The sequence below is a fragment of the Polynucleobacter necessarius genome (assembly GCF_900095205.1).
In the GTDB taxonomy this organism is placed as follows: domain Bacteria; phylum Pseudomonadota; class Gammaproteobacteria; order Burkholderiales; family Burkholderiaceae; genus Polynucleobacter; species Polynucleobacter necessarius_E.
In genome coordinates this window covers 233,315-247,618 of sequence record NZ_LT606951.1, presented here as the reverse complement: position 1 = coordinate 247,618, position 14,304 = coordinate 233,315, and the positions used below count along the sequence as shown (strand labels likewise).

At 43.9% G+C, this 14,304-nt stretch carries 13 protein-coding genes and 3 pseudogenes; 11 read left to right on the top strand and 5 right to left on the bottom strand.

The genetic code is table 11. The features are described from left to right. Nucleotides 1–45: 45 nt before the first annotated feature. Both DXE37_RS01345 and DXE37_RS01340 read right to left on the bottom strand, forming a co-directional pair. Nucleotides 46–570 (bottom strand): annotated as a pseudogene (locus DXE37_RS01345) (gamma carbonic anhydrase family protein). Nucleotides 571–624: 54 nt separating this feature from the next. Further along, nucleotides 625–1,690: pseudogene (locus tag DXE37_RS01340) on the bottom strand (ammonium transporter). 137 nt (nucleotides 1,691–1,827) lie between these two features. Here DXE37_RS01340 and DXE37_RS01335 point away from each other — a divergent pair. Both DXE37_RS01335 and DXE37_RS01330 read left to right on the top strand, forming a co-directional pair. Beyond that, a complete protein-coding gene (locus tag DXE37_RS01335) occupies nucleotides 1,828–2,190 on the top strand; it encodes a Rap1a/Tai family immunity protein (protein WP_114637499.1) in 363 nt (120 codons plus the stop codon). 44 nt (nucleotides 2,191–2,234) lie between these two features. After that, nucleotides 2,235–2,507, top strand: coding sequence for a hypothetical protein (locus DXE37_RS01330; RefSeq protein WP_114636324.1), 273 nt, complete (start codon nucleotides 2,235–2,237; stop codon nucleotides 2,505–2,507). Nucleotides 2,508–2,564: 57 nt separating this feature from the next. Here the strand turns inward: DXE37_RS01330 and DXE37_RS01325 are convergent, their stop codons facing one another. Beyond that, nucleotides 2,565–2,954 (bottom strand): OsmC family protein, encoded by a 390-nt coding sequence (locus DXE37_RS01325; protein ID WP_114636323.1) that lies wholly within the window; start codon nucleotides 2,952–2,954, stop codon nucleotides 2,565–2,567. 47 nt (nucleotides 2,955–3,001) lie between these two features. Further along, a pseudogene (locus tag DXE37_RS01320) lies at nucleotides 3,002–3,409 on the bottom strand (rhodanese-like domain-containing protein). A gap of 58 nt (nucleotides 3,410–3,467) precedes the next feature. Between DXE37_RS01320 and DXE37_RS01315 the strand changes: the two are divergent. From DXE37_RS01315 to DXE37_RS01275, 9 genes are all read left to right on the top strand, one after another. Further along, the gene (locus DXE37_RS01315; RefSeq protein WP_114636322.1) at nucleotides 3,468–4,730 is read left to right on the top strand and encodes a putative Na+/H+ antiporter; all 1,263 of its coding nucleotides are present in this window, start codon (nucleotides 3,468–3,470) and stop codon (nucleotides 4,728–4,730) included. Between the two features lie 65 nt (nucleotides 4,731–4,795). Next, the gene (gene miaB / locus DXE37_RS01310; RefSeq protein WP_114636321.1) at nucleotides 4,796–6,142 is read left to right on the top strand and encodes a tRNA (N6-isopentenyl adenosine(37)-C2)-methylthiotransferase MiaB; all 1,347 of its coding nucleotides are present in this window, start codon (nucleotides 4,796–4,798) and stop codon (nucleotides 6,140–6,142) included. After that, complete coding sequence (gene ybeY, locus DXE37_RS01305) at nucleotides 6,132–6,605, top strand: rRNA maturation RNase YbeY (RefSeq protein WP_114636320.1); 474 nt, start codon at nucleotides 6,132–6,134, stop codon at nucleotides 6,603–6,605. Before miaB ends, ybeY begins: the two co-directional genes overlap by 11 nt. 30 nt (nucleotides 6,606–6,635) lie before the next feature. Then, nucleotides 6,636–7,475: an HlyC/CorC family transporter gene (locus tag DXE37_RS01300; protein WP_114636319.1), complete on the top strand. Its 840-nt coding sequence runs from the start codon at nucleotides 6,636–6,638 to the stop codon at nucleotides 7,473–7,475. Between the two features lie 37 nt (nucleotides 7,476–7,512). Then, on the top strand, nucleotides 7,513–9,015 hold the full coding sequence (lnt, locus tag DXE37_RS01295; protein WP_114636318.1) for an apolipoprotein N-acyltransferase: 1,503 nt from the start codon (nucleotides 7,513–7,515) through the stop codon (nucleotides 9,013–9,015). A gap of 59 nt (nucleotides 9,016–9,074) precedes the next feature. Continuing rightward, a complete protein-coding gene (gene glyQ, locus DXE37_RS01290) occupies nucleotides 9,075–9,965 on the top strand; it encodes a glycine--tRNA ligase subunit alpha (protein ID WP_114636317.1) in 891 nt (296 codons plus the stop codon). A gap of 27 nt (nucleotides 9,966–9,992) precedes the next feature. After that, nucleotides 9,993–12,131, top strand: coding sequence for a glycine--tRNA ligase subunit beta (glyS, locus tag DXE37_RS01285; RefSeq protein ID WP_114636316.1), 2,139 nt, complete (start codon nucleotides 9,993–9,995; stop codon nucleotides 12,129–12,131). Next, entirely contained in the window at nucleotides 12,128–12,700 is a 573-nt protein-coding gene (gene gmhB / locus DXE37_RS01280; protein ID WP_114636315.1) for a D-glycero-beta-D-manno-heptose 1,7-bisphosphate 7-phosphatase, read from the top strand. Before glyS ends, gmhB begins: the two co-directional genes overlap by 4 nt. A gap of 7 nt (nucleotides 12,701–12,707) precedes the next feature. After that, entirely contained in the window at nucleotides 12,708–13,442 is a 735-nt protein-coding gene (locus DXE37_RS01275; RefSeq protein ID WP_114636314.1) for a lysophospholipid acyltransferase family protein, read from the top strand. Nucleotides 13,443–13,472: 30 nt separating this feature from the next. On the opposite strand, the gene rsmA is transcribed toward DXE37_RS01275, so the two are convergent. Next, nucleotides 13,473–14,249 carry a 16S rRNA (adenine(1518)-N(6)/adenine(1519)-N(6))-dimethyltransferase RsmA gene (gene rsmA / locus DXE37_RS01270; protein ID WP_114636313.1) on the bottom strand — a complete coding sequence of 259 codons (777 nt, stop codon included), beginning with the start codon at nucleotides 14,247–14,249 and terminating at the stop codon, nucleotides 13,473–13,475. Nucleotides 14,250–14,304 lie beyond the last annotated feature (55 nt).

The following is a 14,304-nucleotide window of genomic DNA, read 5'->3' as shown; positions in this document are numbered from 1 at the left end:
GTAAAACTACATTAAATACGTAGAGCAAAATTAAATGTGGGTGAGTTAAGAAATTTTCTTGAACGTTTTGATATAATGCTGTGCATTTTGAACATAACGCCTGGCAATATCATGAATCCCAGCAATTTGTTCGAACGTTAACTCTTTAACCGCCTTTGCGGGGAGTTCCTAAAATCATAGAACCATCCGGAAATTTTTTACCTTCGGTTACCAGTGCGCCCGCACCCACCAAACAGTTTTACCGATCTTGGCTCCATTCAAAATGACTACGCCAATTCCAATCAAACTACCATTCCCAATATGACATCCGTAAAGCATCGCCTGATGACCAACAGTGGCACCTTGACCAATGATGAACGGGTAACCGGGATCAGTATGCAAAATAGATGCGTCTTGCACATTACTGCCTGCTCCGATTTGAATAAGATCGTTATCGCCACGGATAACTACTTTGGGCCAAATGCTCGCGTCTTCATGGAGCGCTACTTTGCCGATGACTTCAGCACTCTCGGCAACCCAAGCACCCTCAGCTAATTGAAGGACATTTCCGTCTAGTTCAGATATAGCCATGACTCATTATAAGTATGAATCAGGCTATAGATGAATGACTTTAGGCTAATGAAATTACCAGTTTGGCTCGCGATCGGGGGTTGAGGAAATGCGATAAACACTTAAATCAGCGCCTTCATTACTCTTCTTCCTGCGACATTCGAATACCCAAGACTGCTTTTAGCACGCCGTACACAACAAATCCACCGATCAACGCTATACCTACACCCAAGGCGCTACCAATCAGTTGACCGGTGAACGTAATACCGCCAATGCCACCTGCAACTAGACCAACAAACAAAGCACCAAGAGGATGCATTAAATCTGAGCCGGCACATACAGCAACTAGTCGAGGGGGCCGTTATAAGTGAACCTAGGGTCGTCACGACCCACTACCCAGGCAGCCAGTGTGCCGCGCCGACCATCGCCATCAATGAGTTCATCGCAACCAGGCCGCTAATCTTGTCGATGGTTTGCGCACTCATCACGTTAAAGCCAAACCAGCCTACCGCCAAAATCCATGCACCTAAGGCCAGAAAGGGAATACTTAAGGGAGGATGATGAGCGGAGATTTGACCCTCTTTTGTATAGCGTCCGCGACGTGCCCCCAGAAGAATAACGGCAAGTAAAGCAATCTAGCCTCCCACTGCATGCACCACAACTGGCCCAGCAAAATCATGAAACTCCTCGCCAGTCAAACCCTTAATCCAAGCCTGAATACCGTAGTGTTGATTCCACGCAATCCCCTCGAAGAAGGGGTATACAAAACCTACCAATACAAAGGTGGCTATTAACTGAGGATTAAATTTAGCGCGCTCTGCAATACCACCCGAAATAATTGCTGGGATTGCAGCAGCAAAGGTGGGTAAGAAGAAAAATTTCACCAACTCGTAGCCATTCTTCTCGGCTAGCAACTCTACGCCAGAGAAAAAGTTCACACCATAGGCAATGCTGTAGCCGATAAAAAATATGCAATCGTTGAGACCGCAAAGTCCACCAAAATTTTGACCAAAACATTGACTTGGTTTTTCTTGCGTACAGTTCCTAGCTCCAAAAATGCAAAACCAGCATGCATGACAAGAACCATGATTGCACCAAGCAAGATAAATAGAGCATCACTTCCTGATTTCAAAGTTTCCATGAAATTTCCCTTTTTATTTTTTGCATCATTATGGGGAATTAAAAAACCTAAATGAGCGCATCCTACACCTATTTAGTGCACCAATAAGTGGTTTGGATAGTTTATTATCAATTAAACATATGTCCAAGGGGGAACCCATGAAGAAATTCCTCGTTGCCATGGCTGTTATTGGCGCATTTTCAGGTGCCGCACAAGCCGAAGAAAAAATCCAAGTGCTCAGTACCCAAGAGCTCGTCAATGTTTGCAAATTACCAGCAAGCCCAGAATCGCGCAGTTTCTGTATTGGTTATACAATCAGCGTGTATGACGCTTACTTAGTAACACGTCACCCACAACGGGCAAAACCATTTATTTGCGTGAAGCAACCAGCACCACAACGCGATACCGTGATTGCTGATTTTGTTAAGTGGGCTGGTGAAAATCCTCAAACTGCTGACAAACCTGCTGCTGGTGTGGTGTTAGGTTTCTTAGCCTCCCGCTTCCCTTGCGCTAAGAAATAAGCTGCAACACTGAGCCAATTCAAAATATTTAAGGATTTGATGATATGAAAAAAATTATCGCGATTACAGCTGCTGCTGTAGCAATTACAGGCTGCTCCGGAATGAGTAATACAGAGCAACGCGCTCTTTCAGGAGCATCCATTGATGCGGTTGTTGGCGGCGTAGGCACAGCCATTTTCCACGGCAATCCAATTTGGGGTGTAGTGGGTGCTGCTGCAGGTGCGGCATCAGGCTATGCATATGATGCCTATAAGATAAATGAAGGTTCTAATTACAACGTTGGTAAAAATAACCAACCCAATAACGCACCTAACTAAGCTTTACTAAACGGCCCAATAGGGTCTAGCTGTCAAGCATCCAACCCAGAGCTGGAATTAATTTACTAGCTGGGTTTTTATTTGGATTTGACCTACCAAAGCTTTATGGATAGGGCACTTGTCTGCAATCTCTAACAAACGCCCTTTTTCTTCATCGCCAAGATCACCAATCAACTGAATTTCTCGAGAAAATTTTTCAATATCATCGGCACGTTCAATATCGACTGTCACAATTGCATTGTCTAACTTCATTGACTTACGACCTGCATACATCTTTAAAGTCATTGAAGTACAAGCTGCCAATGCTGCACCAAGAAATTCGTGAGGACTGGGTCCGGTTCCAGAGCCACCCTTAGATACCTCAGCATCAGATAAAAAATGAGTATCGCCAACAGTTAATTTCTGCTGAAGTGGACCCTCACCAAATTGCGAGACCACCTTTTTCATATGAATCCTAATAATTAATCAATTTATTTTGATTGCAAGCCCGCGTATTAAACAGCTGACGGCTTGCTAGCTTTTTCTTCTACCGGGAGTTGCGCCTTCTTCCAAGCGGTAAACTCACCTTCTAAATGACAAATATTGGGCACACCCAATCTTTGTAAAGCTTGTGTGGCTAACGATGAGCGCCAAGCAGATGCACAATACAAAATCAGTCGCTTACCCTCACCAAAGACTGGCTTGAAGTAAGGGCTGTCAGGGATCAACCCAAAACTCCAACATCCTCCTTGGGGCGTGGAAGGCATTCGGAATCATGCCATCCCGCTCTAACTCGCGTAAGTCACGAATATCTACAAAGCATGGGGGTCATCTAAAAATTGCTGTGCTTTTTCTAGGGGTACCGTCTCAATCTCAGACATGGCGCTTTGAATCAGCTTTTGATGTCCAATCTTTAATTTCATCACAATCTCCTAAATTAACAGTGCTTTACTCAAGTCACGCACCTGCTACCATTCTGCTATGAACTTTACCCCAATAGAACTTAGCGCAAGCATTATCTTTGCAATTGCAGTTTTGCATACTTTTTGTACTGGTTATTTTGAATCTCTTGCAAAAAAATCTGTGCAACATGCAGGTCTTTGGCACCTCCTAGGAGAGGTTGAGATTGTGTTTGGATTTTGGGCTGCCATTCTAGTGATTTTTATTTCTGTGTACGATGACCTCAACACAGCAAAAACTTTTTTAAATCATCGTAATTTCACTGAACCTCTTTTTGTGTTTGCCATCATGATTGTGTCGGGCACCAAGCCTATCCTGTTCTTTGCTACGAAAATTTTGCATGTGTTGTCACATCTGATACAGAGTCTATTGCGAATTAGAAGTGCACCAGCTTTATATTTTTTAACCCTAGGCATTACTCCACTCCTAGGCTCTGTGATTACCGAACCTGCTGCTATGACCTTGGCCGCATTTTTATTGCGTGATTTAGTTTATCGCCATCAATGTTCTAAGGCACTTTTATTTGGCACGCTTGGTGTACTCTTTGTAAACATATCGATCGGAGGAATGCTTACTAACTTTACGGCACCTCCTGTTCTGATGGTGGCTTCTACTTGGGGATGGAGTTCCGCATTCATGTTTGCGAACTTTGGCATTGAATCTTGCATCGCAATTTTTATTAATGCTACAGCCGCCACCCTTCTATTTCATCGTCAGTTAATTGGACCTGAAAATGATAAAAAAGATGTGAAAGTTCCGCTGACCGTCATTCTGATACACCTATTATTCTTATGTGGGGTTGTCGTATTTGCGCATGACCCCATTATTTTTGTGTGGATTTTGCTTTTCTTTATTGGCTACACAACTGCTTATCCAAAATATCAAACTCCGCTCATCTTGAAAGAGGCGCTTTTAGTAGGTTTTTTCTTGGGCGGCCTCGTGGCATTGGGTGCGCTACAAGAGTGGTGGCTACAACCCATACTGGAGATGATGAGTCCAACGGCAGTTTTTTATGGCAGTCTTGCTCTTACCACTTTTACAGACAATGCAGCCCTAACCTATTTAGGCTCGTTAGTCACCGGCACTTCTCCAGAATTCAAGCTTGCTTTGGTGGGCGGGGCGGTTGCAGGCGGCGGTTTGACGGTAATCGCCAATGCACCTAATCCTGCAGGGACTGCCATACTGAGAAGCCATTTCCCCAATGGCGCAGTTTCGGCCGTCTTTTTATTGTTGGGCGCCATACCCCCTACCCTAGTAGCCATCTTGGCATATCGACTCATCTAGGGACACCAAACGCTTAGGCGGTAAAATCTGAGCTTCGCCCCCAGCTATAAACCTGAGAACGGCATATGAAAAAGCTTTATATCAAAACCTTTGGTTGCCAAATGAACGAGTATGACTCGGGCAAGATGGCAGACCTTTTGCATGCCGATGAAGGCATGGTCATGACTGATCGGCCAGAAGATGCCGATGTAGTTCTTCTCAATACCTGTTCGATCAGAGAAAAAGCTGAAGATAAAGTGTTTTCGGATTTAGGCCGACTACGCGAACTAAAAAAAACGAAGCCTCACTTATTAATTGGTGTTGGTGGTTGCGTAGCTAGTCAAGAGGGTCAACAAATAGTTAGTCGTGCTCCTTATGTAGATGTTGTTTTTGGTCCGCAAACATTACACCGTCTCTCCGATCTGATTGCACAACGACGTGAAACGGGGATCCCCCAAGTTGATATCTCTTTCCCTGAAATTGAAAAATTTGATCATCTACCTGCAACACGACAAACCCGTGGCTCAGCCTATGTTTCCATCATGGAGGGCTGCTCTAAATATTGCAGCTACTGTGTTGTTCCCTATACCCGTGGCGAAGAAGTATCCAGACCATTCGATGATGTGCTGACAGAAGTGGCAGGACTGGCTAGCAAAGGGGTTAAAGAGATTATTTTACTCGGTCAAAATGTGAATGCCTATCTTGGCAAGATGGTTGATATAGAGGAAATCGCTGACTTTGCTCTTCTGATTGAATATATTGCAGATATTCCCGGTGTAGAACGCATTCGCTTTACCACCAGCCACCCCAAAGAATTTACACAACGCCTGATTGATGTCTACGCCAAAGTCCCTAAGCTAGTTAGTCATTTACATCTCCCTGTACAGCATGGATCTGATGCCATGCTCTCAGCAATGAAACGTGGTTATACCGCATTAGAATTCAAGAACATCATTCGTAAAATGCGCGCTGTCCGCCCTGACCTGACACTCTCTAGCGATTTCATTGTGGGCTTTCCGGGCGAGACAGAAGCTGACTTTGAAAAGTTACTAAAGATGGTGAAAGAGCTCAATTTTGATAACAGCTTTTGCTTTATCTTTAGTCCGCGTCCCGGCACTCCAGCTGCCAATTTGAGCGATGACACTCCATATGAAGTTAAGCTCAAACGTCTTCAAACTTTATTAGCGCTAGTTGAAGACCAAGCAAACCACATTAGTCAAAAAATGTTAGGTAATATTGAAAAAGTTTTAATTGAAGGTCTTGCCAAGGATGGCATTAATTTACAAGGACGCTCTGAGAATAATCGCGTCATTCATTTCGCACCACTAAATGAAGATATCGAAAATCTTATTGGTCAGATGGTAGACATTCGCATTACCGAGGTCCTCAACTACACTTTAAGAGGCGAATTAATAGAACCTCATGTCAACTAAGAGCAAAACCATTGCACCCAAATTGGTGATTGATTTGCAATACGCAAGCCCTTCAATTGAGTCCAACCTCAATAAAGTAGCCTCGGCTACTTTAATAAAAAAGTGGGTAAAGAGCGCAACGCCTACTGATGGATTAATCACTCTACGCTTTGTAAATGCTGCTGAAAGCAAGAAGTTGAACTTCACTTTTCGAAAAAAAGACTACGCCACCAACGTACTTACCTTTCCTTATGCGCTTTCAAAAAATACTTTAATCTCAGACATCATCTTATGCTTACCGGTACTTCAGAAAGAAGCTAGAGACCAAGGGAAGTTATTAAAAGCACATTTGGCTCATTTAATCGTGCACGGCTGCCTTCATGCACAGGGTCATGACCATGAGTTGGCGCGAGACGCCAAAAAAATGGAGGCTCTAGAAATTCAAATTCTTCAAAAACTAGGCTTTGCTAACCCCTACTCTTGATTTGCCATATTTCTACGCTATTCTTGCTATATGCCTGACCCCAATAAATCCCTTTTAGACCGTTTAGCTGATTTTCTAACACCTCAGCCAACGGAACCTGGTGAACGCCGTCGTGAACTCACTAATACTCTTCGAGAAGCACAAGCCGAGGGATTAATTGATGCAGATGCTCTCTCGATGATCGAGGGGGTTTTTCAGGTAGGCCAACTTTGTGCTCGCGATATCCTAGTCCCTCGCGCGCAAATTGACTGGATCGACATCAATAAGTCGCTCCCCGAAATTATCAAGAGCGTGATAGAGGCGGCGCATTCCCGCTTTCCCATATTTGAAGGTGGCAGAGATAATGTTATAGGTATTTTGCTAGCCAAAGACTTATTGCGTCACGCTACAGAGAATGACTTTCAAGTAAGAGATTGGTTACGCCCGGCAGTATTTATTCCCGAATCTAAACGTCTAAGCGTTTTACTGCGTGACTTTAAAGACAATCGCAATCATTTAGCTATTGTGGTTGACGAATACAGTGGTGTAGCAGGAATTATCACGATTGAAGATGTGCTTGAGCAGATAGTTGGCGACATTGAAGATGAGCATGATATTGATGAAGAAGCTGATAACCTGATTGCTCTAGATAATGGCGGCATTCGGGTCAAAGGCATTACCGAGCTCGAGCAATTTAACAAAACTCTTGGTACTCATTTTGAGGTTGAAGATATCAAAACAGTAGCAGGTCTAGTTATTCAACATTTGGGTCGCGTCCCCAAAATGGGTGAACTCATCGAAATTGACGGTATTGAATTTGAAGTGCAACGTGCCGACTCAAGACAAATTCATATTCTGCTAGCGCGACAAGTGCATAAGAAATCGGATTGAGCATTAGATTGCTTGATCAGCTTCTCATCAACAGTATATGAGCGTAAAAATCTTTTCAGTCCTTATGCTGTTTTTGCTAGGCGCAGCTTTGGCTGCCACCGCTGAACTACCATATGGCGGCTGGATTCAGATCCCGCTTCTTAGCATTCTTTGGTGGCGCCTCGACCCTCCAACAGCCAACGCATTTAAAAAACAATTTGGACTCAGCCTCTTTTTTGGAATTGGCTATTTTGTTGTAGGTCTTTGGTGGATCTATATCAGCCTTCATGATGTTGGTGGCATGAGTGCGTTGCTCGCTTGCATAGGTGTTTTTCTCCTCTCCGCATATGTCGCGCTTTATTTTTCCTTAGCAACTCTTGCCATTTCAGCATTTCAGAAAAATCGACTAACAGGTCTATTCTTAGCAGCCAGTTGGGTACTTGCAGAATTTCTACGCGGCTACATCTTTACTGGATTCCCTTGGATGGGCTTTGCCGAGACGCAATTCAATGGTCCATTTGCATCTGTAGCCCCTTACTTTGGTGGTCTAGCGTGCACCTTTTTAGTCATCTGGTCATCTTGGGAAATCTATCAACTTCGCAAGCATGTTACTTCTAGCTTGCTTCTGATTACAGTTGCAATTACCATCTCGCAATTCGCAGGGTCTTTCCACTTTACCAAGCCTATAGGAGAACCTATTAGCGTAAGACTCATTCAGGGAAACTTTGAACAAAGTCTCAAATTTAACCCCCAAGTAATTGGGCAACAGATCGATTTTTATACCCGGGAAATCGTAAAAGAAGCCGCCAACCTCATCATCATTCCAGAGACTGCCTTTCCTTGGCCACAACCGAACTTACCATTTGGCTTATTAAAATACTTACAAGACTTTTCTAATAGTAGCGGCAGTAACATTCTAGTTGGCTTAATTGGCGAAGTACCAAGAGAGCATGGAATGCAATATTCGAATCGAGCTACTGGAATCTCTCCCAGTCAGCCTCAATATCAATACGATAAAGCGCATCTTGTTCCTTTCGGGGAATTTATCCCCCCAGGTTTTCAATGGTTTGTTAAAGCCTTTCATGTGCCAATGAGTGACTTTGCCAGAGGTAGAATAGATCAAACTCCATTGACCATTGTTCGTAAAGGTCAAGATGATCTTCATGCAGCTATCACGATTTGTTATGAGGATGTCTTTGGCGGCGAATTGGCTTCTCGCATTCAACATAGCGATAAGCCAGTGAACTTGCTGATCAATATGACCAATCTTGCTTGGTTTGGAGACTCTCAAGCACCCGCTCAGCAACTCAGACTTTCACAACTGCGCTCGCTGGAAACAGGCCTTCCAGGCTTGCGCGCTACCAATACTGGAATTACAGCCGTCCTGAGTTCCAATAGCAAATTACTAAAAGCACTTCCAGAATTTACTCAAGCCACCTTGAGCACCCAAGTACAGGCGTATGCTGGAAAAACGCCCTATGTCATTTGGGGCAATTTACCGATTTTGGGTCTTTCTTGCTTGCTATTGCTCTGGGGTCTGATTCGCTATAGACATTTTTAAGCGTTTTTAACTCCAGCGCGCTCTAGCCGTGTAAAATCAATGACTTAGCCAGGTTAATCATGCTTACTTTTCAGCAAATCATTCTCAAACTTCAAGATTATTGGGACCAACAAGGTTGTGCCCTATTGCAACCTATCGACCTCGAGGTAGGCGCCGGTACATCCCATACCGCAACCTTCCTTAGAGCTATTGGGCCTGAGCCCTGGAAGGCTGCTTATGTGCAACCTTCTCGCAGACCAAAAGATGGTCGCTATGGAGAGAACCCAAATCGTCTTCAGCACTACTATCAATACCAGGTAGTTTTAAAGCCAGCCCCTGAAAACATTCTCGATCTGTATCTTGGCTCTCTTGCCGCCTTGGGCTTAGATCTCAAAGAAAATGATGTTCGCTTTGTGGAAGACGACTGGGAGAATCCGACTTTAGATGCTTGGGGCTTAGGTTGGGAAGTTTGGCTCAACGGCATGGAAGTGACTCAATTTACCTATTTCCAACAAGTAGGTGGCCTAGACTGCAAACCTGTTCTTGGCGAAATCACATATGGCATTGAACGTTTAGCGATGTATATACAAAACTGCTCAAATGTCTATGACTTAGTTTGGGCCGACGGCATTTCATACGGTGATGTTTATCACCAAAATGAAGTGGAGCAATCTTGCTATAACTTTGAACACTCCAATACCGACCTGCTTTTTGCTAACTTCACAAACTATGAAAGCGAAGCAAAGCGTTTGATGGAAGTTCCGCTAGCGCTACCTGCATATGAAATGGTTCTTAAAGCCGCTCATACCTTTAACTTGCTGGATGCTCGCGGCGCCATTTCAGTTACTGAACGTGCGGCCTATATCGGACGTATTCGCAATCTTTCTCGCGCCATTGCTCAGGCCTACTTTGAGTCTAGAGAAAAACTGGTCTTTCCCATGTGTCAACGTCAAGCTAAAGCTCAGACTTAAGCGTATCGAGATTTCTGCATTCTATCTATGAGCACATCTAATTCAAAACCTCAATCAGCCAATTTATTGATTGAAGTATTTACCGAAGAACTACCTCCAAAGTCATTGCGTCGTTTAGGTGATGCTTTTAGTGAAGGTATTTTTGCTGGACTCAAATCCGCCGGCTTGGTGACTGAGTCATCTCGGGTAGCTGGCTTTACAACACCGCGCCGCTTAGCAGCTCAAATCACTCAGGTGCTTGATCAAGCACCAGATTACCCTGTTCGTGAAAAGCTCTTGCCCACTAGCATTGCTTTTGATGCCGAAGGTAAACCAACTCCACCCTTGCTTAAAAAATTGGGTGCACTGGGATTTGCAGATATTGATCTCACCACTTTAGAAAAAGCTGGCGAAGGAAAGAATGAGGCTCTATACCTCGATGTTATCTCCAAAGGTGCTGCACTCGAACAAACAGTCCAAACTGCACTCGAGCAAACATTAAATAAGTTACCGATTGCAAAAATGATACACTATCAAGTGCTACAGAAAGCTGGTCAGTTGGCGGACGTGCAATTTGCTCGCCCCGCTCACCGCATCATTGCTCTTCATGGTGCCACTATCCTTAATATCAGCGCATTAGGTATTGATGCTCGCAATCAAACCGAAGGACATCGCTTCTTAGCGCCTGGGAATATCACTATTAGCAATGCAGATCAATATGAATCTGAACTGCAGTCCAAAGCTAAGATCATCCCCAGCTTTAATAAACGTCGCGCCCAGATTGAATCCGGCCTTTTAAAAGCGGCTGGTGATGATTTGGTGTTGATGCCCGATAGTCTTTTAGATGAAGTAACTGCTCTTGTAGAATGGCCAGCCATTTACGAATGCCACTTTGATCAAGAATTCTTAGAAATTCCACAAGAATGCTTAATTTTGACAATGCAAACGAATCAAAAGTATTTTGCGTTGACCGATAAGCAAGGCAAGTTACGTAATCGCTTTTTAATTGTTTCTAATATTGAAACTAATAAGCCTCATGCCATCATCTCCGGCAATGAGCGTGTTGTACGCCCTCGTTTATCCGATGCTCGTTTCTTCTTCCAACAAGATCAGAAGCGTCCATTAACCTCTCGCATAAGCGACTTAGGTAAGGTGGTTTATCACAACCAACTGGGTAATCAGTTAGATCGCACTAAGCGTGTTCAAGGACTTGCTGTTGGAATTGCTAAAAAATTGGATGCCGATGAAAAGTTGGCTTCACGTGCTGCCGAAATTGCTAAAACAGATTTATTAACCGATATGGTTGGTGAATTCCCAGAATTACAAGGGATCATGGGCCGTTATTACGCGACACATGATGGTGAACATGTTGATGTTGCTAGTGCTTGTAGTGAACATTACATGCCACGCTTTGCTGGCGATGAGTTACCACTAACTCAAACTGGCACTATTTTAGCTATTGCTGACAAACTAGAAACACTAGTGGGTATATGGGGTGTGGGGCTTGCGCCGACTGGGGATAAAGACCCTTATGCACTGCGTCGTCATGCCCTGGGTATTTGCCGTTTACTTCTAGAGAAAAATCTTTCCCTCAATTTACCTGAGCTTATTGAACTGGCTCGCGCTCAATTCTCCCAAGCCGAAGTGCAAGAGAGGGCTCAAGCGGCTGATGTCTACGCATTTATTATTGATCGTTTGCGTGCTTACTTGCGCGACCAGTCGGTTGCCGGCAAAGCATTTACCAACGCTGAGATTGATGCTGTCCTTAGCCAAAATCCAGCACAAATCAATGATTTAATTGAACGCTTGAAGGCGTTGCGTGAATTTAATGCACTTGCAGAGGCCGCTCAACTTGCAGCCGCTAATAAGCGCATCAGCAACATTTTAAAGAAAACAACCACCACTATACCGGCGACTTGCTCAAAAAAATTACTGCAAATTCCAGCAGAAGCTGCATTGCATAAGGCATTAGAGGAGGTTACTCCTGCGCTCACTGATGCTTATGAAAAACGTCAATATGTGGAACTTCTAAAATCTCTCGTAGCATTAAGCGGCCCCGTTGATCAATTCTTTGCTGATGTTATGGTCATGGACCCAAACACAGAGTTACGCGATAACCGCTTAGCGCTCCTGCAACAACTTCACCAGAAAATGAATCTCGTTGCCGATCTCGGCAAACTAGCATGAGCACTGGCTCTTCTAAACTGATTATCTTGGATCGCGATGGCGTGATCAATGAAGATCGTGATAATTACGTGAAGTCAGCCGACGAGTGGGTTCCATTACCAGGAAGCCTTGAAGCAATTGCCCTGTTAAATCAAGCAGGCTATCAAATTGCTATTGCCACCAATCAATCTGGGCTTTCTAGAGGGTATTTCACAATCAATGATTTGCATGCAATACATAGCAAAATGGAGGTACTACTAAAGCCCTTTGGTGGGCATATTGATAGTATCTTTTTCTGCCCCCACCAGGATGCTCACCAATGCGAGTGTCGTAAGCCTGCACCGGGCCTCATGAAAGAGATCGCATTACGCTATAAAAAGATTAATAGCGCCGAGCTACTCGCAGGCATTCCAATAGTAGGTGACTCCTTACGAGATCTGCTAGCAGGAGTAGCCTTAGGCGCAGCATCTCATTTAGTGTTAACTGGCAAAGGCCAAAAAACAATGGCAAAAGGTGGCTTACCAGAAGGCACACAAATTCACGCCGATCTCCTCGCATTTGCAAATACACTCTTAGAAAATAAGGTTTAGAACAGTCATGATATTGATTCGATCCATCCTCTTTGCTTTATTTTTACTAGTGTTCACCCCCATTTGGTCGGTGCTATGTATGGTGGCTTTTCCTTTTTTGAGCCCAGAAAATCGCTACACATTTATTGGCCTCTGGAACAAGATAGTAATTGCTTTGCTAAAGCCGTTGTGCGGTATTGAATATGAAATTCGTGGCATAGAAAATATGCAGGCAGTGCTTAATGAGCGCGTCATTATCTTAAGCAAACATCAGTCTGCTTATGAAACTATTGCCTATATTGCCTTACTCCCTAAACAACTTTGCTTTGTCTTTAAACGTGAATTGCTTTGGATCCCATTTTTTGGTTGGGCTTTAGCCTTGCTAAAGATGATCCATATTAATCGCTCCAATAAACAAAGTGCAGCGCTTTCTGTTGCAACACAGGGCCGTAAACGCTTGAGCGAAGGCAAGTGGATCATGCTCTTTCCAGAGGGCACCAGAACCCCCACAGGATCGACAAAACCGTATCGCAAAGGCGGTACACGTCTAGCAAGCGCTACCGATGCGTTAGTGATTCCGATCGCACACAATGCTGGTCGCTGTTGGCCAAAAAATAGCTTTCTAAAATATCCAGGTAAGGTAATTTTTTCAATTGGACCAGCGATCAGCTCAGCCAACAAATCAGCAGACCAGCTGCAACAAGAAGTAGAGGGTTGGATTGAGGCTGAAATGCGTGTAATTGACCCCAGCGCATACAAATAAAGACTGCTAAGGATCAGTTCTGAACCAGATCTATGGCGCAAGAATCTTAGCCCATTGAATATAGCGATCTACTGAAATATCTTGAGCTCTCGCCTTGAGCTCCTCCTCAGTCAAACTTAGCCTTTCAGAAAATGCTTGCAAATTTGTACGCAACATTTTCCTTCTCTGAGCAAATGCCGCCGCCACTACTTGCTCCAAAGAATTCCATTGCCCCTCTGTTAATGCAAAATCCCTTCTGGGGATCATGCGCACTACAGCAGAATTCACTTTAGGCTGAGGTTCAAAAGTCTCAGGGGGAACCTCCAATACCAACTCCATATCGTAACGAGCTTGTAGCATGACTGATAAGCGACTGAAATCAGAACTACCTGCTTTTGCAACCATTCTTTCGACCACTTCTGCTTGCAGCATAAAAACTTGCTCATCGATATGACTTGCGGCAGATACCAGATGAAATAACAATGGTGATGAGATGTTGTATGGCAGATTACTAACAACTTTACATAAGCCTTGTTTGCCTGAACGACTTTTCGCCCATGACAAAAAATCAAACTTGAGAGCATCTCCCTCAATTACGTTAAGACCTTTGAGGTTTTTTTCATTCCACAATGCCACTAAATCACGATCAATTTCTAAGAGGTCTAAATGATCAAGATTACTCAACAAAGGAAGAGTTAAGGCGCCAAGACCTGGCCCAATCTCAATAACATGCATATCTGAACTAGGATTGATGAGCGCGACAATAGAACAAATAATCCCATTGTCTTGTAGAAAGTTTTGCCCAAATCGTTTACGTGCACGATACATGTGTTAACTTGACTTTCGTTGATTAAGGCCTAACTGGTAAGCCAAGCGCAGTGCT